Annotated in this window: 20 protein-coding genes and 4 pseudogenes; 19 read left to right on the plus strand and 5 right to left on the minus strand. The window is 58.1% G+C overall.

All coding sequences use genetic code 11. The features are described 5' to 3' along the window. Nucleotides 1-7: 7 nt before the first annotated feature. Nucleotides 8-1,258, minus strand: coding sequence for an ROK family transcriptional regulator (locus N0Q91_RS01620; protein ID WP_275596076.1), 1,251 nt, complete (start codon nt 1,256-1,258; stop codon nt 8-10). Nucleotides 1,259-1,525: 267 nt separating this feature from the next. Here N0Q91_RS01620 and N0Q91_RS01625 point away from each other — a divergent pair, with 267 nt between their 5' ends. The 5 genes from N0Q91_RS01625 to N0Q91_RS01645 all read left to right on the plus strand — a co-directional run bounded on the left by N0Q91_RS01625 (nt 1,526) and on the right by N0Q91_RS01645 (nt 7,119). Further along, complete coding sequence (locus tag N0Q91_RS01625) at nt 1,526-2,986, plus strand: ABC transporter substrate-binding protein (protein WP_275596077.1); 1,461 nt, start codon at nt 1,526-1,528, stop codon at nt 2,984-2,986. 73 nt (nt 2,987-3,059) lie between these two features. Then, the gene (locus N0Q91_RS01630; protein WP_275596392.1) at nt 3,060-3,989 is read left to right on the plus strand and encodes a carbohydrate ABC transporter permease; all 930 of its coding nucleotides are present in this window, start codon (nt 3,060-3,062) and stop codon (nt 3,987-3,989) included. A 1-nt stretch (nt 3,990) separates the two neighbouring features. Beyond that, nucleotides 3,991-4,821 carry a carbohydrate ABC transporter permease gene (locus tag N0Q91_RS01635; protein ID WP_275596078.1) on the plus strand — a complete coding sequence of 277 codons (831 nt, stop codon included), beginning with the start codon at nt 3,991-3,993 and terminating at the stop codon, nt 4,819-4,821. Between the two features lie 29 nt (nt 4,822-4,850). Continuing rightward, nucleotides 4,851-5,876: a Gfo/Idh/MocA family protein gene (locus N0Q91_RS01640; RefSeq protein WP_275596079.1), complete on the plus strand. Its 1,026-nt coding sequence runs from the start codon at nt 4,851-4,853 to the stop codon at nt 5,874-5,876. A gap of 76 nt (nt 5,877-5,952) precedes the next feature. Beyond that, complete coding sequence (locus N0Q91_RS01645) at nt 5,953-7,119, plus strand: ABC transporter ATP-binding protein (RefSeq protein WP_275596080.1); 1,167 nt, start codon at nt 5,953-5,955, stop codon at nt 7,117-7,119. Between the two features lie 664 nt (nt 7,120-7,783). Here the strand turns inward: N0Q91_RS01645 and N0Q91_RS01650 are convergent. Then, entirely contained in the window at nt 7,784-8,497 is a 714-nt protein-coding gene (locus N0Q91_RS01650) for a GntR family transcriptional regulator (RefSeq protein WP_275596081.1), read from the minus strand. A 459-nt stretch (nt 8,498-8,956) separates the two neighbouring features. Between N0Q91_RS01650 and N0Q91_RS01655 the strand changes: the two genes are divergently transcribed. After that, nucleotides 8,957-9,640 (plus strand): HAD-IA family hydrolase, encoded by a 684-nt coding sequence (locus N0Q91_RS01655; protein ID WP_275596082.1) that lies wholly within the window; start codon nt 8,957-8,959, stop codon nt 9,638-9,640. 205 nt (nt 9,641-9,845) lie between these two features. Continuing rightward, a complete protein-coding gene (locus N0Q91_RS01660) occupies nt 9,846-10,346 on the plus strand; it encodes a GNAT family N-acetyltransferase (protein WP_275596083.1) in 501 nt (166 codons plus the stop codon). A 38-nt stretch (nt 10,347-10,384) separates the two neighbouring features. On the opposite strand, the gene N0Q91_RS31180 is transcribed toward N0Q91_RS01660, so the two are convergent. Both N0Q91_RS31180 and N0Q91_RS01665 read right to left on the minus strand, forming a co-directional pair. Beyond that, the gene (locus N0Q91_RS31180; RefSeq protein ID WP_527229454.1) at nt 10,385-10,582 is read right to left on the minus strand and encodes a hypothetical protein; all 198 of its coding nucleotides are present in this window, start codon (nt 10,580-10,582) and stop codon (nt 10,385-10,387) included. Nucleotides 10,583-10,768: 186 nt separating this feature from the next. Then, complete coding sequence (locus N0Q91_RS01665) at nt 10,769-12,055, minus strand: DegT/DnrJ/EryC1/StrS family aminotransferase (protein WP_375341935.1); 1,287 nt, start codon at nt 12,053-12,055, stop codon at nt 10,769-10,771. 866 nt (nt 12,056-12,921) lie between these two features. Here N0Q91_RS01665 and N0Q91_RS01670 point away from each other — a divergent pair. From N0Q91_RS01670 to N0Q91_RS01710, 9 genes and pseudogenes are all read left to right on the plus strand, one after another. Continuing rightward, on the plus strand, nt 12,922-14,013 hold the full coding sequence (locus N0Q91_RS01670) for an ROK family protein (RefSeq protein WP_275596084.1): 1,092 nt from the start codon (nt 12,922-12,924) through the stop codon (nt 14,011-14,013). 180 nt (nt 14,014-14,193) lie between these two features. Beyond that, nucleotides 14,194-14,796, plus strand: coding sequence for a hypothetical protein (locus N0Q91_RS01675; protein WP_275596085.1), 603 nt, complete (start codon nt 14,194-14,196; stop codon nt 14,794-14,796). Nucleotides 14,797-15,009: 213 nt separating this feature from the next. Continuing rightward, nucleotides 15,010-16,040, plus strand: a pseudogene (locus N0Q91_RS01680) (IS110 family RNA-guided transposase). A gap of 1,100 nt (nt 16,041-17,140) precedes the next feature. Then, entirely contained in the window at nt 17,141-17,734 is a 594-nt protein-coding gene (locus tag N0Q91_RS01685) for a hypothetical protein (protein ID WP_275596086.1), read from the plus strand. Further along, nucleotides 17,716-18,213 (plus strand): L-histidine N(alpha)-methyltransferase, encoded by a 498-nt coding sequence (locus tag N0Q91_RS01690; RefSeq protein WP_275596087.1) that lies wholly within the window; start codon nt 17,716-17,718, stop codon nt 18,211-18,213. The genes N0Q91_RS01685 and N0Q91_RS01690 overlap by 19 nt, the downstream gene beginning before the upstream one ends. Before the next feature lie 825 nt (nt 18,214-19,038). Continuing rightward, nucleotides 19,039-19,221: pseudogene (locus N0Q91_RS01695) on the plus strand (carbamoyltransferase C-terminal domain-containing protein); the annotation flags it as partial. A gap of 121 nt (nt 19,222-19,342) precedes the next feature. Beyond that, the gene (gene istA, locus N0Q91_RS01700; protein ID WP_275596089.1) at nt 19,343-20,629 is read left to right on the plus strand and encodes an IS21 family transposase; all 1,287 of its coding nucleotides are present in this window, start codon (nt 19,343-19,345) and stop codon (nt 20,627-20,629) included. Further along, a complete protein-coding gene (gene istB, locus N0Q91_RS01705; RefSeq protein WP_275596090.1) occupies nt 20,629-21,429 on the plus strand; it encodes an IS21-like element helper ATPase IstB in 801 nt (266 codons plus the stop codon). The genes istA and istB overlap by 1 nt, the downstream gene beginning before the upstream one ends. 81 nt (nt 21,430-21,510) lie before the next feature. Continuing rightward, a pseudogene (locus N0Q91_RS01710) lies at nt 21,511-21,735 on the plus strand (type 2 periplasmic-binding domain-containing protein); the annotation flags it as partial. A 55-nt stretch (nt 21,736-21,790) separates the two neighbouring features. Here N0Q91_RS01710 and N0Q91_RS01715 read toward each other — a convergent pair. Further along, entirely contained in the window at nt 21,791-22,849 is a 1,059-nt protein-coding gene (locus N0Q91_RS01715; RefSeq protein WP_275596091.1) for a flavin reductase family protein, read from the minus strand. A 706-nt stretch (nt 22,850-23,555) separates the two neighbouring features. On the opposite strand from N0Q91_RS01715, the pseudogene N0Q91_RS01720 reads away from it, so the two are divergent. From N0Q91_RS01720 to N0Q91_RS01730, 3 genes and pseudogenes are all read left to right on the plus strand, one after another. Continuing rightward, nucleotides 23,556-23,603, plus strand: a pseudogene (locus N0Q91_RS01720) (hypothetical protein); the annotation flags it as partial. Nucleotides 23,604-23,671: 68 nt separating this feature from the next. Further along, complete coding sequence (locus N0Q91_RS01725; RefSeq protein WP_275596092.1) at nt 23,672-25,072, plus strand: flavin-containing monooxygenase; 1,401 nt, start codon at nt 23,672-23,674, stop codon at nt 25,070-25,072. Between the two features lie 121 nt (nt 25,073-25,193). Beyond that, nucleotides 25,194-25,619, plus strand: a complete 426-nt coding sequence (locus tag N0Q91_RS01730; RefSeq protein ID WP_275596093.1) for a transposase — start codon at nt 25,194-25,196, stop codon at nt 25,617-25,619. Nucleotides 25,620-25,937 lie beyond the last annotated feature (318 nt).

The following is a 25,937-nucleotide window of genomic DNA, read 5'->3' on the forward strand; positions in this document are numbered from 1 at the left end:
CTACCCTCTAGATGACCAACTTGAGGTGGCTGGACAAGACCAGGCCGGCGGCCCCGCGCAACGCGGTATGCCCTTCGCCGATCCCGTTGACAGTGATGGAAATCTCCTGGTTCGGCCGCTTCCTGACCAGGCGTTCGACATGCTGCCTGACGCGCTCAGCAGCGCCTGCGCCGCCCCCTGCGATGTCGCCGTGCAAGACATAGGAATTGAGGGACAGGGTCTGTTGCAGGTTGAGAATCCCGAAAGCGACATTGCGGGTGTAGCGATCAAGTAGATCATCGGCGGCCTTCGATCCTTCGGCCGCCTCTTTAAGGAGGCGAGCGCAGGTGACGCCTTCGGGGTTCACCATGCCCAGGCGAGCCGCTTCTCGCCGTAGCCAGGGCAGTGCGGCGACGGTTTCCCAACATCCGTGCTTGCCGCAATTGCAAAGTTCGCCATCAATCTGGACCACCGTATGGCCAAGTTCGCCGCCGGAGCCCGCAAGCCCCCGGTAGACCCGGCCGTCGATGTAGAAGGCACCGCCCAGCACTTCACCGGTATAGATGGCTGCAAAGGTCTGCTGGCCTCGTCCTGGGCCGAACCAGCGATCGCCGACGAGGAGCGCGCGGGGGTGGTGATCGATGACCACGGGAAGCGAAAAATGCTTCTGCAGGATGTCGACCAGGGGAAGGCCGCTCAGAACCGGCGCGAGATTGACGGCAAGGATCACTCCGTTATCGCTGTCGATCATGCCTCCCGAGGCAATGCCGATCCCGAAGGGTGCCTGATGGGCTTGGGAGAGCGTCGCGGACAAGGTGTCCTTCATGATCGCCAGGAACACATCCCTGTCCCCATGAGGATCGAATTCTGCCTTGGTGAGCGCCTTGATCTCGCCGCTCAGCGTCACGAGACATGTCTGGATCCTGCCCGGCAAGAGAAGCACTGCGCCCAGCATCGGGGCTTCCGGATTGAAATAGATCGGACGCGCCGGCTTGCCGCCCTTGAAGTGGGAAGGCACCGCGTCGCCTTCGACGAGCAAACCTTCTTCAATCATCGGCTGGACGATGCCGGTGATCGTCGTCCGGTTGACGCCTGCCAGGCGGGCAAGCTCCGCGCGGCTTTTAGGACCGTTGTCGTATAACGCCTGCAGCACCCGGCCGCGATTGATCTCGCCCAGCGTCGACTGAGAAACGAGCGTTACGTTGCCACCTTCGCCAGTTTCCTTGTGGGAATGACTGCGCTGCCCCAGCGAATAGGATGGCTGATTTTCAAACTTCACATGCATCTCCGTTTTGCCGTCGGCGTTTCTAGCCTGTGACCGCTTGCTCGACCAGATGGCGCCCGCGTTCTCATTCCAGGAGCGGTCGAGAGCGGGAGAGGCCGCTTCGCTGGAAGCTCTGTGACACTTCTTGACAGTACCATAAGTTTGTGCGACGTACAAACAAACTGCAACAAACGGCAGAAGAGGGGTAACAATCTCGAGCGAGCAGGGCGCCAGCTGGCATCCTCGATCGAGCTTGGCTTACAGACAACTGAGGAGGCATTCATGACATTCGATATCGGAAATATGTCGCGCCGGAACATGCTGAAGTCAGCATCCGTCGCGGCGCTGCTGGCGTCAGGGGCAGGCTCGCTGGTGGCGCCACGACGTGCCGCCGCCGCCGACGCCGTGCGGGTTCTCTCGGTCGAAGACCCGTTCTTCTTCGCAATGAAAGCAATGATCCCGGACTACGAGAAGGAGACCGGCATCAAGGTCGAGCTAGAAAGCCTCTCCTATGATGCCCTGCAGACCCGACTCGTCTCCGCGTTCGTCGCCAAGACGTCGGATGCTGATGTCATCGCCGTCGATCAGATGTGGCTCGGCCAGTATCTCGACAATGGCTGGATCGTCCCGCTCAACGACTTCATTGCCAAGGACGGCGACATCGATCTTTCGGATTTCATTCCCGAGGTTCTCTATTCCGCGAACATGTGGCGCGGGCAGATCGGCACGCTGCCGGTCGCGGCCTATGCGCAGGGCGTCATGTACCGCAAGGACATCTTCGACGAGTTCGGCATCGCCGCACCGCCGGCGGAGAGCTCGGAAGACTGGACCTGGTCGAAATATCTCGAGACGCTGAAGGTGCTCGAAGGCAAGACGTTCGGCGGCAGGCCGCTGTTCCCGACGGTGGTCTGCGGTTCGCAACCCTCTCCGATCAGCCATATGTTCACTCAGCTTTCGGTCAGCCATGGCGCGAACTGGTTCAAATCCTTCCCCGGCGCTCCGTGGGATTTCTCGCCAGAACTGACTGGGCCGGCCTGGGTAAAGTCGGTCGAGATCTACCGCCAGCTCTACAAGCTCTCGCCGCCCGAGGCGATCAACTATGTCTGGTTCGACGCCGGCACCCGCTTTGCCAAGGGCGATATCGGCATGTTCTACTGGTGGACGCCGTATTTCTACCTGGTAAAGAATTCCGGCTACATGACCGGCAAGAAGTCGGATGTCATGGACAAATACGCAACCGCAGCCCTGCCGAAGGCCGAGGGCCTGCCGCAGACCGTCAGTCTCGGCGGCTACAGCCTCGGCGTTCCCTCGAGCTCCGAACGGCAGGCGGCGGGCTACGCCTTCATCAAATGGGCGACGTCGAAGGCGACCCAAAAGAAGATGGCGCTCTGGCCGGACCTCAACTATCAGTTCTCCGACTTCGCCCGCGCATCGCTCTACGAGGATGAAGAGGTGAGGGCGGTCTATCCTTATCTCGACGTCCAATACGCGATGATGAAGCAGGGCAACGGCAAGATCACCCGTCCGCCCGTTCCGGGCTACACGGCCGTCGAGAGCGTGCTCGGCCTCACATTGAACCAGCTGCTGACCGGCAGTGAAGATCCGCAGACGGCGCTCGAGCGCACCAACGGCCTGTTTGAAAGCATCCTCAAGGGCAATCTGATGATCCCTTACCAGAAGGAGAGTTTTTCTGACACGCTCGACGGGGCGAAGGCCCTGATCGGCACGCTAAGCAAGGCGTAATAGCGTTCTCCTCGTGCCGGCGCGGCAACGCTTGCGCCGGCAGCATCGAGTGAAGAAGAACTGGACCTCGATCATGCACTCTGGAACCGTTGCCTCGCCGCAGGCGCTTGCGCCCGCCCGGAAGAGCTTTGTCCTGCAAAACCTGCCCTACCTGTTGATCGCGCCCTCGGTCGTCATGCTGCTGGCACTAATCGCCTATCCGCTGCTTTTTGCGCTCAAATCGAGCTTCTATTTCTGGAACCTGCAGGTCGGGCCGCAGCCCTTGGCCTTCGTCGGCTTCGACAACTATGTTCAGGCGCTCAATGCTTTCGACTTTCGCGCGGCGCTTACCAATACGCTGATCCTCTCGGTCGTCGGCACCGCGATCGAGTTCGGGCTGGGCTTGGCGATTGCGCTCGTCTTGCTCAAGGCGCTGCCCGGCATGAATGTCGTGCGCGCGCTTCTGATCCTGCCGACAACGATCGCGCCGATCGTCGTCGGCTTTCTCTTCCGCTATCTTTATGATCCCGGCGGTGGCCTGGTGACCTGGGTGCTGCAGTCTCTTTCGCTGCCTATTCCAGCGGAGGGTATTCTCGGCTCGCCCTCGACGGCGCTCGCGGCCATCCTGTTCGTCGACATCTGGCAGTGGACGCCCTTCTTCGCCATCGTTCTCTATGCGAGCCTGCTCGCCGTCCCAGACGAGATCATCGAGGCAGCCACGCTTGATCGCGCCTCGGCCTGGACGATCCTGATGCGCATCAAGCTGCCGCTCATCCGGCGCACCGCGATCATCATTGTCATGCTGCGCTTCATGCAGATCTTCAACACCTTCGACACCGTGCTGGTACTGACCCGCGGCGGACCGGGGACTTCGACGCGCACGCTCGGCTATTCGCTCTACGAGCAGGGCCTGGTGAACTTCAATGTCGGGCTGGTCAGCGCGATGACTTGGATCACGGTGCTGATCGTCAACATCATCGTCGCCCTCTACGTGTTCTTCGCCTTCCGCAATGAGGAGTGGTGATATGTCAAGACGCACGACGTTCTACACTGCGCTTACCTATGCTGCCGGCCTCCTGTTCCTGGCGGTCTTCATCGGACCGATCCTGTGGTTCCTGGCGCTCGCCATCCGTCCGGCCGAAACGGCGTTCGTGATGCCGCCGCAGCTCGCCTTCGAGCCGACACACGATGCCTTTAGGCATATTCTCGTCGACCCAGGCACCAATGCGCCGCAACTGGTGAACTCTCTCATCGTGGCCATTGGCGCCGTGCTGCTCAACCTGCCGTTCTCGGTACCGGCGGCCTACGCGCTCTCGCGCTTCAAGCTGCGCGGAAAGAAGAACATCATGCTCTGGTATCTAGGGCTGTTGATGGCGCCGCCGATCGCCTTCCTGATCCCCTATTTCGTGCTGATCAACCGGATCGGTCTGCAGGGCTCCTACTTCTCGATCGTGCTGGTTCTGCAGACGCTGACGATCCCGTTTTCGGTCTGGCTGATGAAGAGCTTCATCGACGAAGTTCCGGCTGAACTTGAGGAAGCCGCCCGCGTCGACGGAGCCCGCTGGCATACGATCATGTGGCGGATCACGCTTCCGATCGTTCGCCCCGGCATCATCGTCACATCGATGTTCGCCTTCGTCTTCGCCTGGAACAATGCCGCCTTCCCGCTGGTGCTGAGCTCGCGCTCCACCGCCACGCTTCCGATCGGAACACTCGGATATTTCGCCACCAGCGGCGTGACCTGGAACTACATCGCCGCGGCCGCGGTGCTCGCGATGATCCCGCCGATGATCATCTTCCTGGTGTTCGACCGCTACGTCGTCAGAGGCCTCACCTTCGGTTCGGTGAAAGGCTGATCGCCCCCTTTTGAATGGAGTAGAATTGAATGAGCAAACTTCGCATGGGCGTCATCGGCGCCGGTCTTTGGGGCAACAACCACGCCCACACCTTCAACGTCCTGCCGGAAACCGAACTCGTCGGCGTCTGCGACCTCGATGAGGGCAGGGCGCTCAAGATGAAGGAGAATTTCATCGCGGCTGAGGCTTTCACCGACTACCACAAACTGATCGCCAGCGACCGCATCGACGCCGTGTCGGTGGCGACGCCGGACTTCACCCACACGCCGATCATCCTGGCGGCGCTGAAGGCCGACAAGCATGTCTTGAGCGAAAAGCCGCTGGCGACGACCGTCAGGGAAGCCGAGGAGATCGCCGAGGCGGCCGCGAAGTCCAAGGGCAAGCTGATGATCGACTTCCACAACCGCGTGAACCCGATCCTGGCGCAGGTCCGCGACATGATCCAGGACGGTCAGATCGGCTTAGCAAAGCATGGCACCGCGCGGCTTTCGAACACGACGTTCGTGCCGTTCCAGATGCTGAGTTGGGCTGCGAAGTCTTCAGCGCTCTGGTTCCTGGGCAGTCATCTCGTCGACGTCCTGCGCTTCATCCTCGCAGACGAGGTTACCCGCGTCTACGCTGTTGCCCGTTCAGGCATCTTGTCAGCCGGCGGCGTCGATACAAAAGACTTCCACGCCTCGATCCTGGAGTTTTCAAAGGGTACGGTCGTGACCATGGAGAACAGCTGGATCCTCTCGCGCGACAACCCCTCTATTGTCGATTTCAAGATCGAGTTCGTCGGCGAGAAGGGCCAGATCCAGGCGGATCCAACCCATAACGGCGGCCTTCGCCGTGTCATTGAAGGCGGCCTGAGATACAACGATTACATCGGCGTAACGCCCACCGGCACAACCCGGATCGGCGGCTTCGTGCAGGAGTCCATCGCCCGCTTCGTCGATAGCGTGGTGCGCGATGTGCCCTTGCTTGCCGACGCCAATGACGGCCTCGCTAATACCAGGGTCCTGGCGGCAATTGAGGCGTCGGTCGAAGCTGGCCACCCCGTGACCATCGGCTGATGTCGTGACCAATTCCCGAGGCATTCCTTCCAACGGACGGCTTGCCTCGCCTTTTCACACTGGGAGTAGAACTTATATGGCGTCCATGACCTTTGACGGGATTGGAAAAACCTATCCGGACGGGACCGTCGCCGTCGCCAATGTGAGCTTCACGGTTGCCGACGGCGAATTCGTCGTCCTGGTCGGGCCGTCGGGCTGCGGCAAATCCACCCTTTTGAGAATGGCTGCCGGGCTCGAACTGCTGAACAGCGGCCGGCTGCTCATGGACGATCAGGATGTCGGCAACACCGAGCCGCAGGATCGGGACATCGCAATGGTGTTCCAGAACTATGCGCTCTATCCGCATATGAGCGTCTACGAAAACATGGCCTTCGGCCTACAGCAGCGCAGAATGCCGAAGGACAAGATCGACAGGCTTGTGCGCGATGCGGCCGAAATGCTGGACCTGACACGCTATCTGCAGCGCAAGCCGGGCGCACTGTCGGGCGGCCAACGGCAGCGCGTGGCCATGGGCCGCGCGATCGTCCGCCACCCGATGGCCTTTCTGATGGACGAGCCGCTCTCCAACCTTGACGCCAAGCTTAGGGTCCAGATGCGGGCTGAGCTTAAGCTCCTGAACCAGCGTCTCGGCGTCACCACGCTCTACGTCACCCATGATCAGGTCGAGGCGATGACGATGGGCGACCGCGTCGCGGTGCTCAAACCGGTTGGCGATGCCGGGGAAAGCAACCTGCAGCAGATCGACACGCCGCAGCGGCTCTACGATATGCCGGCGAATATCTTCGTCGCCGGCTTTATCGGTTCGCCGGCGATGAATTTCGTGCTGGCCAAACTCCAGGCGGAAGGGGCAGGCCTGCGCGCGGCAATCGCGGGGACCGGCATCTCCTTTCCGGTTCCCGCGAGCGCTGCGTTGTCTGCCTATGCCGGCCGCCAGGTCGTCGCCGGCATACGGCCGGAGATGTTTCTTGTGTGCCCCGAAGCCGAGGCGCTGTTCAACGAGCCGATCCCGGTCGCCGAGGCGCTCGGCGCTGACACCTATGTCTTCTTCGACATCGCGTCCCCGCCGGTCGACGCCAGCGAAGCCGACGACTCGGAAGAGTTCAAACGCAAGGGCACCAACCGACTGGTGGCGCGTATCCCACCAGCAGCGACGCCCGCACCCAATCAGCGACTGCCGCTGACCGTGGACCTGCAAAAGCTGCACTGGTTCGATCCCCTGACAGGAACGGCTATTCGCGATTGATCAGAATGGAAGATCAAGCAGCTCGTTCGATCTTACAACCGCTTCCCGACCCTCCCAGGGTGCCTTGGCTGCCGTCGAATAGGTCCCGACGGCAGCCCTTTTTTGGTACAGCATTTCGGAGCCGGGGGTTCCGGGACGTCATCAGCAACATCATCAGGAGTTGCGTGTGAAACACGTACCGTTGGGGAGTTCTTCCTACTAACTTATGGCTACCTTCGGCCTGATAGCGCTCCGTGGCCGAGCTTGGAATTTTCGTTGCAAAACTTGAGAACTGATTCTGATGACGAGGTCACAGACTGAATTTCTGCCAGGTGTTCATGACGACGTGGAAGCTCTCGCCCTTTGAAAGATCGTGCCTCCTGTGGATATCGCTGGGCAGGACCGTCTCAGAAATCGCCTTGCTTGAAGGCAAGAGCGAAGCTGAAATTCACCTGTGCCTCCACAGAGCGCTTGTCTCCCTCGGGGCGGCCTCGATGGAGGATGCCCTTAAGAAGGCGGATCTCATTTAGCCCGCATTTGGCTCTTTCCCTTCTTGGGGTTAACGGGCGTGCCGCAGCTTTGTAGGCACAATTACAACCCTGCGCCGGAAGCATGTACCCAATGTTGGACTAAACGTCTGCTGCTCTGGCAAGGGCATCGAATTTCGGGACAGCTCTGGCGGAAGTCATCGCTGTACACTCATGAACTGCTCGCTGTAGAGGTACGCATTCAGCGATCGGCCGTTCATAACCTGCACAACATGTGTTAGAGCGCGTCGTTCGAAATCAAGATGGCTCATTAATGCGGATTGCACCACGCTCGTTGCTTTGCCGAGTTGGGTCATCGCATCCTGCAGAGTTGCGAGGCTTCGCCCGAAAGAATGGGAATGCTCAGATGCTGTTATTTCCACGCGTAGGGGGTGTGTGCAAAAACAGAATTTGTCGATGATTTTGCACATCTCACAATTCGATGCCCTCTGGCCGATTTCGGTGAAGATCGCTTCCGCCCGACGCGCGGGTCCGGCCGATGACAGTGCTTCAGAAGGTGCCGTTTGATAGCGAGCCTGAGGCTCCGCACGGGCGAGTGCGAAGGCTAGGATCTCGCGTGCCACTGCATACGAGTCTGCTATAGCCCGATCGGTGAGGGGCCTCGTGAAGTAGCCCTTGTGCGGGATGGATATGACTTTTCCCTCAGCGGCAAGTCGGATAAGTGCTTCGCGTACCGGAGTTCTCCCAATGTTGAGTTTGGCTGACAGCTCGGCGTCGCTTAGCTGTTGCCCCGGCACAAGCCCGTAGCTGTAGAGCAACTGAACTACTGCATCATAGGCTGCGTCCGCCTTTCCTCGCGTCTTCGGTGCCTCAATTCCACGACACTGAGCGACTTTTTCACAGAACCACATCTCCTCACTCTCCTTTGTCGATGTCCTTTGACACTCTCCTACAGGATGCCAGAAACAAGTTTGTAGGGCGCACATTCCACATAATTGGCGTGGGAGCAACCGTGCTTGAGACGGCACTAGATGCCGGAATTGCTATGCTCGGCTAGGCATAAGACCGCAGTTCGATGGATTATATTTTCAAATATATTCCGCATGTTGCTCGATTATTGTAACCTAGGCCTTCACGCTCGTCGCACGGTAGTCTTAACCCGAGCGAGACAGCGGACTCGAAGAGGCCGATAGATCGTGAATCATTTCGTGCAGATATCCGTGTCGGCTTGGCTTCCTTTGGGCGAGAGTGAGTGCCGATGGCCCTGACCAAGCAGCACAACTTCTAAACTGCAAGCGACTCTTCCGCGCTGACCGGGAGGACTGGGGGAGATCTGTCGAATAGCTTGGACCGTAAAGAAAGCTTAACGAATGAATGAATGCATGCCCGCCTGCGAATTCCCAGAACTTCTCATTTTCGATTGCGATGGGGTTCTCATCGACAGCGAAATCATCTCCACCGAGGTGCACGTCGAGGCTCTCGCGAAATCAGGGTACGCCATAACTGCTGACGCTTATAATAGCCGCTTCATCGGCATGACCGATCAGCAAAGCTACTCGATCATCGAAGCCGAGGCGGGCCTGCGCCTGTCGAATGACCACCACCAAAGTGTGATGGCGGAGATCGCCAAGCGATATGCGTGCGAACTCAAAGCCATCGCGGGCATTCAACAGGCTTTGGACGCCATCCATCTGGCAAAATGCGTGGCATCGAGCAGTGATCCGGAAAAGCTGCGATTTGGACTTCAGATTACAGATCTTTACGACTGTTTTGCGCCTCACGTCTTCAGCGCGTCCGAGGTTCCGCGCGGCAAGCCCGCCCCCGATCTCTTTCTGTTCGCAGCGGAGAACATGAAAACACAGGCTGCCAACTGCCTGGTCATTGAAGACAGCGTTGCTGGGGTTCAAGCGGCGGTGGCAGCCCGGATGCGCGTGATAGGTTTTGTCGGTGGTTCTCATTGTGTCTCCGGCCTTGCAGAAAAATTGCTGGAAGCAGGCGCCACGAGAACCTTCAACCACATGGCAGTTTTACCGGAGATTCTCAGGGACCTGTAGTTGAACAGTTTCTACTGTACGGAGTTGCTCACGCAGTCCACTGGTGTACCAAGTGCGATGGGAACTGTTGGGCACTCCGGGCATTGACCGGCAGCAAAGGCGGCAATCACTGTGATGTCTCTTAATCGGCGACCCGGAGACTAATTTGCCGCTCTATGAGCTTGGACGCCGTAACACTTTGAACAAAAAAGAGGACTAGTAGGCGATGCACGGCGGTAGCAATATCATAGTCGAGTATCTGGAAACATATCCGAATTTTATTCCTGTGTGTGCAAGCTGGGCTTTCGGGCAATGGGGCTGCCATTCGAATGGCTCATTCGCGCAGGCAGAGCGTGAGTTCTTCGAAGCAGCACAAACACAATCAATTCCCCTAACTTTGATCGCGATCGAGGCTGGCAAACCTGCAGGCATGGTTAGTCTGTGGGAAAGCGATTTCCGAGGAAGGTTAGATTTGACTCCGTGGCTTAAGTCGCTCTACGTCCATCCATTCCACCGCAATAGAGGAATAGCATTGTTGTTAATTAGGAGGCTGGAACAAGAGGCACGGCGTCTCGGTTATCAAAGCATTTACCTGACAACCGAGGACGCAAAAAACCTGTACACAAAAAACGGTTGGCAGGAGATAGAGTACGTGAACACACCCTACGGCGAAGCGGCTTTGATGACTAAGGCTCTGACGCGGGCCAACTACGCCTGTGTAGAGTAACCACGGATGCAAATTGCGACTTGAAGTACTCTTCGCGCCTAGAGCTTGCCTTGGCGCCCTGGAGGGAAGTCCGTAGCAGTGCTTAGCCGAGCGTGCCCAAGGGCGACGCGACGGTCCGGCGATATCCAGTGGCCGAACCCGTCAGGGCCACGGTGGTGAAGGCTGTGCGTAGCGCGTTGCAGTGCTTCATTCGAGATCGGATCGCGGTGGGAGAATAAGGCGACAATTCCACACATGCTGGTCTGTGTCCTTCTTGCATTTTGAAATACTCAGGTTCTCGCCCTCAGACCTGCGACACCGCCGACCCGATCTCTACCTGTTCAGGCCATTCGTCCCGGCACTGCTCGCATTACGGTCCCAAGGTTCTCGACACCGCTCCTTACCGACGCAGGGGCGGCCATACCGAAAGGATACGGCCCCACTCAGAAGCTAGACGGCTGTCGCATGCCTTTTCCAACCAGTCTAGGAAGAGCCTTCCAGACCTTGTGAAAGGCTGCAGCGTAAAGTTCCATCACGTCGGCATCATTCGGCGGAGCGATCTCGGATATGTAGAACATCGTGTCCAAAAGTTTCATAGTGTTTGGGAAATCGGCAGCCCTCCAACTGTCCTGGACGTTGGGGAGATATTCGAACACAGGTTTCCTAAGCCAGACCCAAACAGGCACACCTTCAGCCTTGAGCAATTTCACTACGAAATCCCTTCCCGCGGGACCCGAGTCGAAACCGAGGGAATTCGGTTCGATGCGAAGAGGAAAGTTCAGCATTGACTGATGTTGATCCGACGGATTGAAGAGTGGCAGTAGTCCGGGAAGTTCTCTGAGCATGCTCCATAAAAGCTGCCCGTTACTTCTTCGCTTTTCCAGCTGCGCATCCAGATTTGTTATTCGCATGTTTGCTATAGATGAGGAAAAAACGTTAGGACGATAATTATATCCCTGTGCGCAAGGGGAGAATATGCGCTCACCGTCTCGAGCTGAGCTCGCGAGTGACACGCGATCGACATGCTCGATCAGATTGCGGTTTTCAGTAAGGATGAATCCTAGCTCGCCAGCTCCCAGATGCTTGGCCCCGTTTCCCGATAAAGCGAGAGCGTCGCTCTCGAGATGCGCTCCGTTGAAGATCGCTTTGGCGGCTGCGATTGTCTGGCAGACATCGTCAATCAACGCGACGCCTTGGCCGCGCGCAGATGATCTTGCGTCGGGAACAAGAATGTTATTGCCAAAGAGATGAGTGATGAGCAGTGCGGCGACGTTCGGTGCAAGCTTGTCGGCGGCGGCCTTTTGATCGATGCCGGCCAAATCTATATCGACATCCACGAAGACCGGCCGCAAACCACAAATCGCGATCGGCCCCACCGCTCCGGGCCAATTCAGGGCTGCGGTCACCACGCGATCACCGCAGTTCTTGAAGTAGTCGAGTGCAACGTGGATCGCCGCCGTACCACTACCGACGGCCCGCACCATCCACTTCCCGGTCCACATGGAGAGGTTTTGCTCCAACTCAGTCACAATTGGATGGTTGACCCGATGATATTTCCCACTCTCCACTACTCCGCGGAGAGCATCTAAGTGCTTCTTCTGTGCGGCCGGCCAAGCGGTTATGCGCTCAGGGGGAAGCACAGGATTGCCGCCAAAGAAAGCCAGCTTCATTTCCGGGGAGGCCGAGTTGGCTTGGCTGGCGTCGGTATCAATGTTGGCACGTTTATTCATCCATTTCTCCGGGGTAAATCAGGGATGTGCAAGTCATTCTGTGGACGACAGAATTTACGATAAAACACGTTCGTCTCAATGCAACAGAATGGGAAAAATATATTCGGTAATATACTTTGCATTTTCTGCGGATGATCAATAAGCTGCCGGGGTGTTTCCGAACAAATATGAAGGTGTACAAAAATGCGCTTGGCGTTGCCGTCCCGTGGCGCCGGGACAACATCCCGGGGTGATCGGCTCGTGAAAAACTCAGTGATATCTTCCGCGATGAAACCGAAACCGAACCATGTATCCACAGTTGTGGGCGGCGGATGTTGCCAGCAATTTTCCGCCCCGCTCGTCGGTCAAGCGGCGCGTCCCTGGATTGGTGTCCGTGCGATAGCACCGGATCAACCGTCATCTGGTCCTGGAAACCTAACAAGGCTCTCCAATGACGGGAAAATTGTCAAGGAGCTGGAGTGGTGTGTCTGGCCCTAGAGCAGGAACGAAATACCGCAGGCCCCGAAGGCAGTGGAGCGACCTCGGTGTGCACAGAGCCATTATTCAGGCGACCCTGCTCTCGACCAATTGCGATCCACTAAACGATCAGCTGCCTAAGTTGTCTTTCGTCTTCGCGAAGGACCTGACATGCCGGCAACAAACTTTTGGCGCAACGGGATTACGCGATGGATCTTCTGATAAGACGACTAAGGCAACAAGACTTAACCGAACATGCGACCACTCCTGGTAATCGTGGCAGGACCGGTTCCGTAGGATCAGTTGAGGAAGGCCAAAACAGTCATCGATCATCGCCGGCTCAATCGCTAATTTCAGCGGGAACGTTAGGGCCCGCAAATCGCGGGCGTCTACTCCAGGCCTTGTATGACATGGGGCCGTCTAGCAGAGCGGATCTGGCGCGCTTTACCGGCGTCAGTCGAGGAACCATAGGCGGGATTGTTCAACCTCTGCTTGATCAGCGCATTCTCGTAGAGGGAGAAGCGATCCCTCCTAACCAAGCCGGCGGAAAACCGGCCACTAAATTGTGGTTCTCCAAAGAGGCAAAACCTATATGCGCGGTTCTCTTGATGCATGATCGTGTGCATACGTGCTTGGTTTCGCTGGAGGGTGAGATCTATGCCAAGAATGTCGCCGAGGTGCCGCAAGATCTGACGAGCGCTTCGGACGTGTTCCAGATTGTCAGCGGCTGTGTCGAAAGGACCAACACATCCAGTAGCTATCCAATGTTGGGGATCGGCGTTGCAGTTGCAGGAATAATCGATGCGGAAACCGGTTCAATTGTAGACACCGGCCCTGTGCCGTATCTCGACGGATTTCCAATAAGAGCGGAGTTGACCAAAAAGTTTGGGGTTCCGGTCGTCGTCGACCAAGACACCAGGGCTTTGATTGTTGGCGACCGATGGTTTGGACAAGGGCGTGGCCGGAGAAACTTCGCGGTGGTTTACATCGGTGAAACTCTAAGAGGGGCACTGTTCCTAAACGGACATCTTCATCGGGGAGCCGCGGGGGCAGGTGGCGAAATTGGTCATACGATCGTGCAGCTCAATGGTCGGGCATGCCACTGTGGACGACGCGGATGTTGGGAAACACTCGCAACGCTGAAGTGGATAAGGGACAAAGCCGACGCAATAGGGCTGCCGCAACCTCACGCGCTCAACGCTGGCCGTTTGGTGATGCTAGCCGACCAAGGCGTTGAAGAGGCCGTGGACTTACTGGAAGAGTACGCATTCAATGTTTCGGTCGGGTTGTCTAATCTTCAGCATTTAATAGCACCAAACTGCATTATTCTTCATGGAGACGTCGTGGATGGGGGAAAACGGATGCTCGGTCTCATTGAAAGGAGCTTTCGGGATCAGCTAATCGATCGCCCTGGTGACGAGGTTATGCTAGCCCTTGGCGAAAGCGAAAATGTGGCTGCCCTGCGAGGTGCAGCTGGACTCGATTCTTTCAGAACTGCTTAATTTCGTTATCTGACCAGCGAGTGAAGGCACTGTTCATGTCGTCGGAACCGGAGCCGGCCTGATCTTATCGGAACCATCGGAACGTGCACTGTCACACCGATCCTCTTAGTCTCCCCGCTTAACCGCACACATCCGCATCACAAACCCGATGTCCTCCCCAAAATCGAAGCCATTAATCTTATGAAAACACCGTGGAAATTCCTTCTTAAGTTGACGTCTCGGCGACCCTCGGCGAAAGCGCAAGACAGTTCGGATGGCTATGACGCCGGTCCCGAGGCTGTCGAGCGCAAAGTGGAGCACACGTCCACACTTCCCACCAATTCGACGCAAGCTGTCAGCCCACCTGGTCACGCCGAGGATGTCTCAGTTGATCAAGTGTCAGTCGCATCGGACAAGGCGAAAGGCGATGATCATGTCGGGGAGGCAGCAAAGCCGCCGATTGATTTTGAAGGGGCGCAACCGCCTGCGCGTCATGAGCCCGATCATGCGGGTGCAAAAGCGAATTCGACGGAGCCAATAAGCACGGCGGCCACTAAGTCACGAAGAAAACCGGCAATAAAGGGACGAGAAAGTAGTAAGAAAGCCAGGGCGCATCTAGCTCCGAAGAATGCCGCTTTAAAGCATAATCAAAGTTTGCAACCCTCATCCTCAAGGGATTTGTTTTTCCATGAAGTCGCAACACTCGACGAGGAAATCAAATTGCTTAGAACCCAGCTGGCTCGAAAGCTTTATCTGCAGAACGTTCAGCTCAAGAAGATGCTTGAGCGATTCGAACCTTCGTGAGCTTGTGTCATGCTCCGTTCAGTTTGCGTCACCTTTGCCCGGCCGCTCGCCGACCTTCACTGAAGGAGCCCCTTTTATCGATCGGAAGACAGGTTTCCCACTCGAAGTGTTTGAGATGCGCGACAAATGGATACCCCGTCGGGGCAATGGTATGGACCCCGCCCTCGCGGCGAGGTGGAATCTCGAACGTCAACTGCGATGAAGGAGGATGTCATGCAGGTCGTTCGGATAGGTCTGGATTTGGCGAAATATGTCTTCGAGGTTCACGGCGTCGACAACCACGGGAAAGTCGTTGTGCAAAAGAGGCTGCGTCGCGATGCGGTGGCCCGCTTCTTCGCCAATTTGCCGACGTGTCTCGTCGGCATGGAGGCTTCGAACGGGGCGCACTATTGGGCTGGCGTGCTCACCGAGCTTGGCCATCAGGTGCGGCTGATCAGCCCGCAGTTCGTGACGCCATACGTCAAGTCGAATAAAAACGACCGGAATGATGCGGAAGCCATCTGCGAAGCGGTCGGCCGGCCGTCGATGCGCTTCGTGCCCCGGAAATCAACCGACCAGCTGGCGGTACAAGCCGTCCATCGCATTCGCCGGCGTCTGGTCGCCGACCGGGTCAGGCTCGTCAATCAAATACGCGGTCTTCTGTCCGCGCATGGCATCGTCATTGCCCGTGACATCGCGCAGCTGCGGCGTGGCCTCGCCTCCATCGTCGGCAACGACAATGACGGCCTCAGCGAGATGGTTCGCTCGCTCATGAGGGAGTTGCAGACGGAACTGGCCGAGCTTGATCGACGCATCGCAACCTATGACCGGCGAATACGGGAAATCTTCGGCGCCAGTGAGCAGTGCCAACGGCTTGGGAAGATCGAAGGCATCGGCCCTGTGACGGCAACAGCCTTGATCGGCGCCGTGGGCGATAGAACCTGCTTCAAGAACGGCCGTCAGTTCGCGTCCTGGCTTGGCCTGGTGCCGAAGCAGCGATCCAGTGGAGGGCGAGCCCGCTTGTTCGGCATCAGCAAACGCGGCGATCGCTATCTGCGTACACTGATGATCCATGGCGCTCAAGCCGCTTTGAGCCGGGCTGGCGGCAAGCAGGATCCGCGAAGCCTCTGGCTCGGCAAGATGCGGCAACGGCGGCATCCCAACGTCGCGGCCGTGCGCTTGCCAACAAGAATGCGCGGATTGTGTGGGCTATGCTCTCGGGCGACACGGATGCTTCTGCGGGTGTCAATTCAGTCACGCGATAGGCTGCCATGTCGCTCTTCATTGTTGCTCCTTTCCAAGAACTCAAATGAGAAGATCAGTCAGGACTGCCAGTCGGCAGCTCCCGGCGGCGCGCAATTAGAGACGCAAGAGCCGTGCCAACGCAGGAAGAGCCGAAGGGCCTCAGAAAGACTGTTCTGCATATGATCAATGGCTGCCCCAAGAGCGCCGCGATACCCCGGACCGAACATCACCGTGTCGCAACTCGACAAACCTGAGTGTCGGTTCTTGAATGACCGTCCTGCCGAGGAGCCGACAGGTCCACGTTCGGGGAGAACAGCACAGCTGGGGCGAAGAACCTCTGCAATTACCGAGCGGACCCGTCCGCGTGCCTAGGGTAGGCCGTCCATTTATGCTATAGTGCAGCACGTTTGCGTCGACTTTGAGTAGCCCCTGGCGGACGAATGTAGGTCGTGGGCGCGGGACGCCAATTGCCGCGGTCATGTTCCTGCGCCACGCGAAACCTGCCGCGGCATCAAACGCCGGCTCCCATTTCTCGATCTCCTTATTGGTTATCTGCCCGGTCCCGGGTTCGATCGTCCCAATGGCGCGGGATGATGTGACACCGCCGGTGATCTGTTGCGTTCACTGCAGCGATTTCGAGGTTCAGCGCGGGGCCTGGGCGATGACGTGCTCCGTTGCCGGCAAAAACGGGACAGGTTTGCTGAATTCGCGGGGCGATTTGCGGATGCTTGTCGCCTGCGACAGCAGTACATCCTCGAGGAGCCTCGGCCTGCCGGAAGCTCTCGCCAGTCAGCGTCTGCCATGAGGATTTCGCCGCCCCGGCCGCCGGTCTCTTCAAAAGGCGTTATATGGCGGGTTGTCTGTCCTTGATCGACGTCAAAGCATTGTTCTTTCCAATCCCTTAGCCTCTCAGGTTCATGGAGAGACGGCGGTGAACAGACAGCGGTCATCGGCGACCGCGCCGCACTCGTGCTCGCACGCGCGGCGGCACTATCTGGCGAGGGTCCGCGAAGCGATCGCGGCTTTCGCGCATCAGGTGTTCCAGCTTCGTTTAAACGATAAGTGAGCCATTTTAGCTGGAATACTTCGACGAGTGCTATGGATCGAGAGGAGAGCAGTGGTGGGCTTTCTTGAAACGAGCTTGGAGCTGTTTCAGCAAAAATATTCGCCTGACTTAGGTCCTGAACAATACGCGAAACACACCGGGGTTGATCGAAACGGTAATTCGATGAGTGGCGCGTTGTTATGGGCTAAGGCTGAAACTCAGAGGATCAGGAATGCACTCGACACTGGAGCCACCAATATGGTGGAAGCTGAGATCAAGTTGGCACAAGAACTTCAGCGGAGAGTGCGAGATTATGTGCAATGGTATCACCAAAACGAGCGATCTCGTAAAGGCGTGTCGGTTCTGGAATATGGCCCCGGAACAGTCCGAGCATTCCAACAAAAGACGCTTCCCCTTGTGACAGACTTGCGCGGCGAGACCTCACGTTGCTTACTGATCGATCGGTCGAACGAGTTCCTTGGGAACATAGCTGAATCACTGTCAGCTTTCGGGTTAAAAATCGACTTTATACGAGATGATATATTCTCTGGGCGACGCTACTTTCTCGACGATGAAGTGCCTTTTGTCGTCATGTTTGGCCGGACATTTGGGAATCTTGCTGCTTGCATAAGTGATGCCCCCCGGCGGAAGTGGTCGTCCAGGCGCTGAAGAAGATATCGAACTGCGCTAAGCGGTGCTGGGTTGCAATCTCAATTGGCTCAGATCTGAGGAGGGATGCTGCAAAGTCATACTATGAAGCGCATCCAGAATTTCAGCTAAATGTTTTCTACAGAATGAAAGCAGAGTTACCTATCGACGGCAACTTCGATCCAGAGGTCTTTGAATACGAAGCAGATATCAGAGGTGATGATGAATTTATGCAAGTAGTACACACCGCCATCGTAAAAAGGAATTCATCATTTTGCCTCAAGGGCGGCAATGTCAGGTTATCACGCGGTGATCGGCTGCATCTAAAGAACTCGTTTTCCTTTTCTAAGGCATTTTTCAAACAATGTGCGCGCCTGGCAGGGCTCGCGTCGATCGATGTGATCTCAGATAACACCGGCTCAGACATTCACGTGCTCGAGAAGGCGACTGAAAGTATCACAGAGGAGACCAGAGTAGCGAGTTGTCGAGAGATAATGTGAAGCAGTTGGAACAGCGCCGTTAAATAGCAAAACCACGACAGGCTATCAGCCGTGACATGGCAACTTCCCGGGGCAAGTGAGCCGAACGCGAGAAGCAGGATGTTTTCGTCGACGTCGCGGAGGAAAGCGGCGGCGCTCTCCCGTCAGCGACCTGTCATCCCTGTCCAGTCGCCTTCGCGAGTTGAGGCGGCGGCCACTGCCGTGAAAACAGATGCTGGGATGCACTTCCTCCTCCAGTCAAGCAATGTCCAGCACGGCCGCGAGAACCTTCTCCAGCGGCGGCGTTTTGTTGATGTAGAACGCGTTCGATGCCCGACGAATGTCAGGTATGCGACATATCGGTTTCGACCAACCGCGTTGCATTTATAAGAGGTTCTTCCCTTTGGCACGAATAATGCTGGGTCATCAGAAACCCCCGTGAACCCGTTAATGACGCCCGAGCCAAGTGATAGCTCAATCTTCTCTAACTATCGTGATCCCGATTCAGAGTCGGTCGATGACAATGCTGGGTCGAGCTGCGGCTGGGGCGGGAGATCCATTCCAACTTCGCAATCGTTCAACCTCGTCGGGGGCGGCGGCTTTTTGAGGCTTCCACCTCCAGTCCTCCACGCCATTAGACGAATAATTTCCTCCCGGTTATTTGCAGGGGATCCCCGGCAAAAGTGGCGCCACTGCTATAACCGCCTGGCACCCAGAAGTTACTAAGCATTGAGAACGAACGGCGCATCCGGTATGGCATGCCTCTTGCGCTATGACCTGTGACGTTCACTCCAACGGAGAAGTTAATGTGCAGATCCCCTTCTCTGATGACGTGGTCGGTGTCGCCAACTTGCCTCAGCGTTGCTGGGTGAGAAGGTGATTGGTTGGATACAAGGCAATTGCGAAATCGGGCCCCGTGCACTCGGCAACCGATCAAGTCTCGCGGCGCCCTTCTCAAAGGCAACCCGCGAGCGGCTAAATCGGATCAAGAACCGTGAGGGTTTCCGTCCGATCGCGCCGTTTGCCGTCCTCATGCAGCACTGTTCGACGATGTACACGTTTGCGTAGGTTATGCCATGTCGGGCGACATGCACAATTGACCCCCTAGCGACATAAAGAACTGACCCCTCTCGTTAGAGAGGAGGAATAGATGTCGATTGAGAATTCGATGAATCCTGCATTGCCGAGAGGGATGCGGGGAGATGCGATGCTTGAACCTGACGAAGTGATGTCGATGGTGCGTCTGCATAAGAGTGGCTGGGGAGCCAAACGGATAGCGAAGGAATTCAAGTGCGCCCGCAATACGGTTCGCCGTTATCTCCGGGAAGGCGGGACTATTGCTTACAAAGGACGCCCGCGCGCGTCGGCGCTGGATGGTCTGGATGAGTGGTTGCGGGAGCGCTTCTTCCGCCACGAAGGCAACGCGGACGTCATTCGCCAGGAGCTGGAAAGCGAGCACGGGATCGCCATCAGCCTACGGCAGGTGGAGCGCCGGGTTCGGGAATGGCGGCGTGAACTGAAAGCGCAGAAGCGGGCGACGGTGCGCTATGAGACGGCGCCTGGCCATCAGATGCAGATCGATTTCGGCGACACGCGGGTCTGGATCGGCGGCGAGCGGGTGCGGATTCATGTGTTTGTCGCCACGCTCGGCTATTCGCGCCGGCTGCATATCCGGGCTTCGCAGCGGCAGCGGCAGACGGACTGGTTCGAGGGGATGGAGGGCGCTTTCCTGCGCTTTGGCGGCGTTCCCGCGGAAGTGCTGATCGACAATGCGAAGGCGCTGGTCGAGCACCATGATGCGGTGACACGCGAGGTCAGGTTCAATGCCCGGCTCCACGCCTTTGCCCGTTACTGGGGCTTGAGGCCGCGCGCCTGCGCTCCGTATCGGGCGCGCACGAAGGGCAAGGACGAGCGCGGAGTCGGCTATGTCAAGAAGAACGCGATCGCCGGCCGCCGCTTCGAGACCTGGGCGGCATTCGAGGCGCATTTGGATCGGTGGACGCGCGAGGTTGCCGACCAGCGGGAACACGGCACCACCGGTGTTGCGCCGGCGGAACGCTTTGCTGCGGAGGCCGGGGCGCTACGTCCGCTTTCCGGCAGGGCTGCGTTCGGGCAGTTGCGGGATCTGGTCCGCAAGGTTCAGGCCGACTGCGCCATCGATCTCGACACGAACAGCTATTCGGTGCCCTGGCGCCTGATCGGCGAGAGTGTCCAGGTCGTGGTGCTGGCCGGTCGCGTGATCATTCGCCATGCGGGCCAGGTTGTGGCCGACCATGCCCTGAACCGAGGGCGACGGCAACGGATTGTCGACCGATCCCATTTTGTCGGCATTGCCGGTGTCGAGGGACCCGTGCGCCTGGCGCCGATCGAGATCGCGCCCGCGGCGCTGCTGCGGCCGCTTGCGGAATATGAAGCCGTTGTCGGAGGAGGCTGGTGATGACGAAGGTGGACCATGACCTGCTCATCGCAACGCTCGACCGGCTGAAGCTGACGGCGATCCGCGACCAGCTCGACACGCTGCTCGACGAGGCGGCTCGCTCGAAGATGAACCTGCGCGAGGCTCTGGGCTTCCTGGTATCGCGGGAGATCGCCCGGCGTGATGAGCGCCGTATCTCCATGTCGAGCAAGATCGCCCAGTTCCCCTTCGTACGCGAGCTGGATGGCTTCGACTTCGATGCCCAGCCTTCGCTGGATCAAGGGCAGATCCGGGAGCTTGCGACCTGCCGCTGGATTGCGCATGGCGACACGCTCTTGCTCCTTGGCCCGCCCGGAACGGGTAAGACGCATCTTGCCGTCAGCCTCGGCCGCGAGGCGATCCGCCAGAACTACAACGTGCAGTTCATCACGGCGGCGACGTTGGTGGCGACGTTGGCCAAGGCCCATAGCGACGGCTTGCTCGACAAGCAGTTGACGCTTCTGTCGCGGCCGAAACTGCTGATCATCGATGAATTGGGCTATCTGCCCTTCGAGGCCAATGCCGCCCACCTGTTCTTCCAGTTGGTGTCCCGGCGCTATGAGAAGGGCTCGATCCTGATCACCTCAAACAGATCCGTCGGCGAATGGGGAGGTGTCTTCGGGGACCCCGTCGTCGCCACGGCGATCCTGGACCGCTTGCTTCATCATTCCGCGGTCATCACCATCCGGGGCGACAGCTACCGGCTTCGCGAAAAGCGCCGCTCCGGCCTTCTGCAGAAGACCGGAGCGGCGCTTGAACCCAACGAAACGTCCAGCCAGTAAAGGGGGTCAATTCCTGATGTCGGCAAAGGGGTCAATTCCTCGTGTCGCTTGACATGCCACGAACGCGCAGCTATCACAGGCATTAAATTCGAGAAATACATGTCGATGGGGGTCAAATTCGGCAACGCCCGGAAGCCCTCCGTCGAAGAATGGTATTTGCTCGAGCACGGTCTGCAGAGACGGATCGAATTCGTCGTGCAGGGCTTTAGCATGACTCTGCCGGTGGTATCAGGCACCGAACGCATAGCGACCGTGCCCTTGCGGCGAGCCGTTGCTACAACAATTCCAAGAGAAATTGCTGAACTCAACGTCGCCGACGGCTGCGGCGGCCTCGGCCGCCTCGACAATCTGGCCCGGACGCTCACGCGTCGAGCACGACGTCGCTCGTTGGGATGGCCTGGCAGGTCAGGCAGACGGCTGAATCATCCGGTTCGGTTCTATGGAGGTGGCGGACAGTTCCGGACACGATGCGAACGGGGCAGCTCTCGCATTGGCCCACGCGGCAACCGCTCGGCAGTGAAAGGCCAAGCTTCTCGGCAAATTGAAGCAATGGCCCTTGTGCCGCAGACCACGAAGCCGGGGCCTTGCGAGACTGCGAAAATGTCACTGCATATTGGCGACCATCATCAACAATCGGGCCTGCTGGCGAACGGACGACCTCGCTGAAGATGTCGAAACGCGGTATGCCGCGCGCCACAAGGTCATCGGCAAAAACCTTCATCATACCGGGCGGCCCGCACATGTAGACCCGAGGCTTGCGGTGGATCACGTCGTTCGGCACGACTTCCGCGCTGACCCAGGTGCTGCTGGAATAGTCACGGCCTTGTTCATCATCGGGCAGCGGAGCGTCATAGTGATCCCTGACCCGCAGGCCGGGCAGGCGTTGGCGATGCTCGGCAATTCTGTTCCGGAAGGCATGCGTTCTGCTGTTCAAATTGCCGTAGAAGAGCCAGATTTCGGTGTGGTCGCCATCCGGCAGCGATTCCAGAAGGCTGATGAACGGCGTGATGCCGATGCCACCGGCGAGCAATATGAGAGGTTGCGGCGAGTTACGCGGCAGAACGAAGTTCCCGCGAGGCGCCTTTAGCTCGACTATGTCGCCTACTTTCAGTTCACGGTGTATATGGCCTGACATCCGGCCTTCGAAGTTCGTGCCATCCGGTGCAACGCCCTTCTGATGCCGGCCAGCGATACTGTAGCTCTTGCGACCTGGGACATAGGCTGCTCCGGTCAGCGAACAGGCACGAATTGTCTGAACATCGTCATTAATGCGAACCTGAATGCTGGCCGGGCCGGAAATCAGGCATCTGCGGGCTTGCCCGCAGATGCGGTAGTCCGATATGCGACAATCTTGGACATCTTGAATAGCCGGTTCGGTCGATCGCGTTGTATTCGAAGGACTTTTTTCTTTGGCATGCATATTGCTCGCAGGCATTTGCAGACAAGTCACGGACCGACGATGCTTGCACGGAGATGTCGAAATGCCAGCACAATGCTTTCTGCCGGGACCTAGGTCCGATCATCCTAGAGCAGAACATGCTCGATCCAGAAGAAGGAAGAGGCCGCACGCGCCGAGGGCTTTGAGCCGAGCCCACGCAGGCGCATTTGTCCCGCATCTGCCCGCGCCGCCGGAACGAGGGCGCAGAGCAATCGTTCGCCAGTTGAGTCGGATTCTCGCGACTGTAGGAGCCTGAATCATGGCTGGCTCTACGGACCTTGACCTGTTCCGCCAACGCATCGCCGAGGCACTCCCTTCGGCCAACATCCCAACTCTGCTACTCCTTCTGTACCAGTTCACAGGGCAAGAGTGTTGGCTGAGCCCGCCGTTTATTCCCGTGAAGAGTCGCTTTGATGAAAACGATTCCGGCGGTTTGGCAGTCGAGTTGCAGACGGAGGTTCGCGATGCAGCACTGTCCGCCATCATGGCTTGGCGCCAGGGGGCACACATCGCCAAGCCGAAGCTGGCGGCAGATGAGTTGATACGCATGCTATCTATCTCAGAGGCGGAGCCTATTCCGCCGGAATACGCTGACATGATGATCCACAAGCTGCGGAGGTACTCAGGCGCGGTGCCCGATCCAGTATGCTTGCCGGAAGGTTTCCGCGTGCTCATCATCGGGGCTGGCATGTCTGGTCTAGCAGCCGCAATTCGGCTGCGACAACTGGGCGTTTCCTACATCCACATCGAAAAGCAAGATCACACCGGGGGGTGTGGCACTCACATCGCTACCCCGGCTGCGGAGTGGACACGCCCGGACATCTCTACGCCTACACTTTTGCCGCTGGCAACTGGAGCAAGTTCTTCCCGCTTCAGCAGGAAATCGACGACTACTTCAACCGGGTTGCCGGTGAATTCGGCATCGAGAGCTCTATCCGCTACTGCACCGAGTGCCTTGTCTCTCGCTATGACGAAGAGAGCCGGACCTGGCATTCCCGGCTACGCCTGCCCGACGGTACGGAAGAAACCCTCGTAACCAATGTGGTCATTTCGGCCGTGGGAGGCTTCACCACGCCGAAATGGCCGAACATCTCGGGCCTCCGTGACTTCGAGGGCCCGGTGGTACACACCTCCGACTGGAACCCTGAGGTCGCGCTCGACGGCAAACGGGTGGCAGTGATTGGCAATGGGGCCTCCGCAATGCAGGTTGTACCTGCCATTGCAGACCGGGTGGGTGCGCTGGCAATCTTCCAGCGTTCACGCCAATGGGCGGCGCCCTTCGCGAAATTTCGAATGCCGGTCCCGGAGCCGGTGCAGTTCTTGCTCCGCGAGGTGCCACAGTACGAATGGCTGTACAGACTGCGGTTGAGTTGGGTTTTCGACAGTCAAGTGCATGAGGCCCTGCAGAAGGACCCGGCCTGGCCGCATCCAGAGCGTTCCGTGAATGCGGTAAATGACCGCCAGCGCGAGACTTATACGCGATATCTCGAAGAACAGCTGGCCGGGCGCCCTGACCTTCTAGCCAAGGTGATCCCGCCGTACCCGCCATTCGGCAAGCGGATGCTCCTGGACAACGGCTGGTACAAGACCCTACTCAAGCCGCATGTGACACTCGTAGACGCCGCGGCCGAGCGCGTAGCGGGCAAGTCGATCCATGGGATCAATGGTGAAACGCATGAGGCAGACGTTCTCATCGTCGCGTCGGGCTACGACATCACACGCTTCTTACTTCCGGTTGAAGTGATCGGACGCAACGGCGTGACAGTGCGTGAGGTCTGGAACGATGACGACTGCCAAGCTTATCTTGGCACCGTTGTGGCGGGCTTTCCGAACTTTTTCATGCTGTACGGCCCCAATACTGCGCTCGGCCATCGCGGCAATTTCATGTTCACGATCGAGAGCCAGATCGATTACGTGCTGAGCGTTCTGCGCCAGATGGGCGAGGAGAAGCTCGTTGAGGTCGAGTGCCGGCAAGATGTGTATCAACGCTACAACGAGACAATCCAAGAAATGCACCAGCGGATGATCTGGAGCCATCCCGGTATGTCCACCTATTTCCGCAACGACAGAGGGAGAATTGTAACGAACAGCCCCTGGCGCCTGATCGATTATTGGAACCTGACGAAGGAAGCGAATCTCGCTGACTACCATACTGTATGCCACGTCGGCTCTCGACCAGAGGGCACGGTTGAGGCGGTTCGATGAGGCGGTCAAACACCCGCTCATGAGTAACTAGAGTCGGTCAGCCTTAAGCTGAATCGAACCGGGATTCCCTTTTTGCTGCGATTGTGATTCAAGATCATTGCTGGTGAGGAGGCCAGCAATGATGGCGCGACCTCTTTCTCTTGATTTACGCCAGCGCGTCGCCGACGCCTTGGCAGGAGGCATGACGGTGCGGGCGGCAGCGTTGCGCTTTGGAATATCAGCGGCGACGGCGGTGCGGATCGGCCAGCTCGACCGGTCCGGCCGCGGTTTGGCGCCGGCCAAGATGGGTGGCCATGTCAAACCGATGCTGCGGGGCGCGGCGGCCGATGAGGTTCACCGTCGGCTGGCGGCCAAGCCCGATTGGACGGTGCGGGCGCTTGCCGCCGATCTGAAGGCGGCCGGGATCGATGTCTCTCATGACACCGTTTGGCGTTTCCTGCGCCGCGAAGGCAAGACATTTAAAAAAAACGCTGATCGCCAGCGAACAGGACAGGCCGAAGGTGGCGCGGTTCCGAAGCCGCTGGAAGGCCCATCAACATCGACTTGATCCGCGCCGCCTGGTGTTCGTCGACGAAAGTGTGCTGCAGAGGCACGGAAGGAGTTCAGTATGAACTGACGCTGTGTCGTAAAGCTGTGTGAATGATGGAGGATGGCCCTCCGGGATCGGCTTTCAGGAGCGGGTCTCAAACCAGTCCGAGCTGCTGCGGTAAAGAGCCGTGGTGGTGAGCGTCGGATGAAAAGTTCGGACGAGATCCGAGCAGGTGCGTGTCCGAAAGACGAACGAAAGTGAACCCTCCGAAGACGCGTCGTTAAGAAATTCAAGCGTCGTCGAAACCAGGACCGTTTCGTCATCCTGGGATAAGCC

It is taken from the genome of Sinorhizobium prairiense (assembly GCF_029201645.2).
Lineage (GTDB): Bacteria > Pseudomonadota > Alphaproteobacteria > Rhizobiales > Rhizobiaceae > Sinorhizobium > Sinorhizobium meliloti_A.

What these genes read in the sequence shown, in the direction of transcription:
- N0Q91_RS01635 (WP_275596078.1), top strand. Translation starts at nt 3,991, where the DNA reads ATGTCAAGACGCACGACGTTCTACACTGCGCTTACCTATGCTGCCGGC.
- N0Q91_RS01645 (WP_275596080.1), top strand. Translation starts at nt 5,953, where the DNA reads ATGGCGTCCATGACCTTTGACGGGATTGGAAAAACCTATCCGGACGGG.
- N0Q91_RS01640 (WP_275596079.1), top strand. Translation starts at nt 4,851, where the DNA reads ATGAGCAAACTTCGCATGGGCGTCATCGGCGCCGGTCTTTGGGGCAAC.
- N0Q91_RS31180 (WP_527229454.1), bottom strand. Translation starts at nt 10,582, where the DNA reads ATGTGTGGAATTGTCGCCTTATTCTCCCACCGCGATCCGATCTCGAAT.
- N0Q91_RS01630 (WP_275596392.1), top strand. Translation starts at nt 3,060, where the DNA reads ATGCACTCTGGAACCGTTGCCTCGCCGCAGGCGCTTGCGCCCGCCCGG.
- N0Q91_RS01665 (WP_375341935.1), bottom strand. Translation starts at nt 12,055, where the DNA reads ATGAATAAACGTGCCAACATTGATACCGACGCCAGCCAAGCCAACTCG.
- N0Q91_RS01670 (WP_275596084.1), top strand. Translation starts at nt 12,922, where the DNA reads ATGGGGCCGTCTAGCAGAGCGGATCTGGCGCGCTTTACCGGCGTCAGT.
- N0Q91_RS01650 (WP_275596081.1), bottom strand. Translation starts at nt 8,497, where the DNA reads ATGTGGTTCTGTGAAAAAGTCGCTCAGTGTCGTGGAATTGAGGCACCG.
- N0Q91_RS01655 (WP_275596082.1), top strand. Translation starts at nt 8,957, where the DNA reads ATGAATGAATGCATGCCCGCCTGCGAATTCCCAGAACTTCTCATTTTC.
- N0Q91_RS01625 (WP_275596077.1), top strand. Translation starts at nt 1,526, where the DNA reads ATGACATTCGATATCGGAAATATGTCGCGCCGGAACATGCTGAAGTCA.
- N0Q91_RS01660 (WP_275596083.1), top strand. Translation starts at nt 9,846, where the DNA reads ATGCACGGCGGTAGCAATATCATAGTCGAGTATCTGGAAACATATCCG.
- istA (WP_275596089.1), top strand. Translation starts at nt 19,343, where the DNA reads ATGTCGATTGAGAATTCGATGAATCCTGCATTGCCGAGAGGGATGCGG.
- N0Q91_RS01715 (WP_275596091.1), bottom strand. Translation starts at nt 22,849, where the DNA reads ATGCATGCCAAAGAAAAAAGTCCTTCGAATACAACGCGATCGACCGAA.
- N0Q91_RS01675 (WP_275596085.1), top strand. Translation starts at nt 14,194, where the DNA reads ATGAAAACACCGTGGAAATTCCTTCTTAAGTTGACGTCTCGGCGACCC.
- N0Q91_RS01730 (WP_275596093.1), top strand. Translation starts at nt 25,194, where the DNA reads ATGGCGCGACCTCTTTCTCTTGATTTACGCCAGCGCGTCGCCGACGCC.
- istB (WP_275596090.1), top strand. Translation starts at nt 20,629, where the DNA reads ATGACGAAGGTGGACCATGACCTGCTCATCGCAACGCTCGACCGGCTG.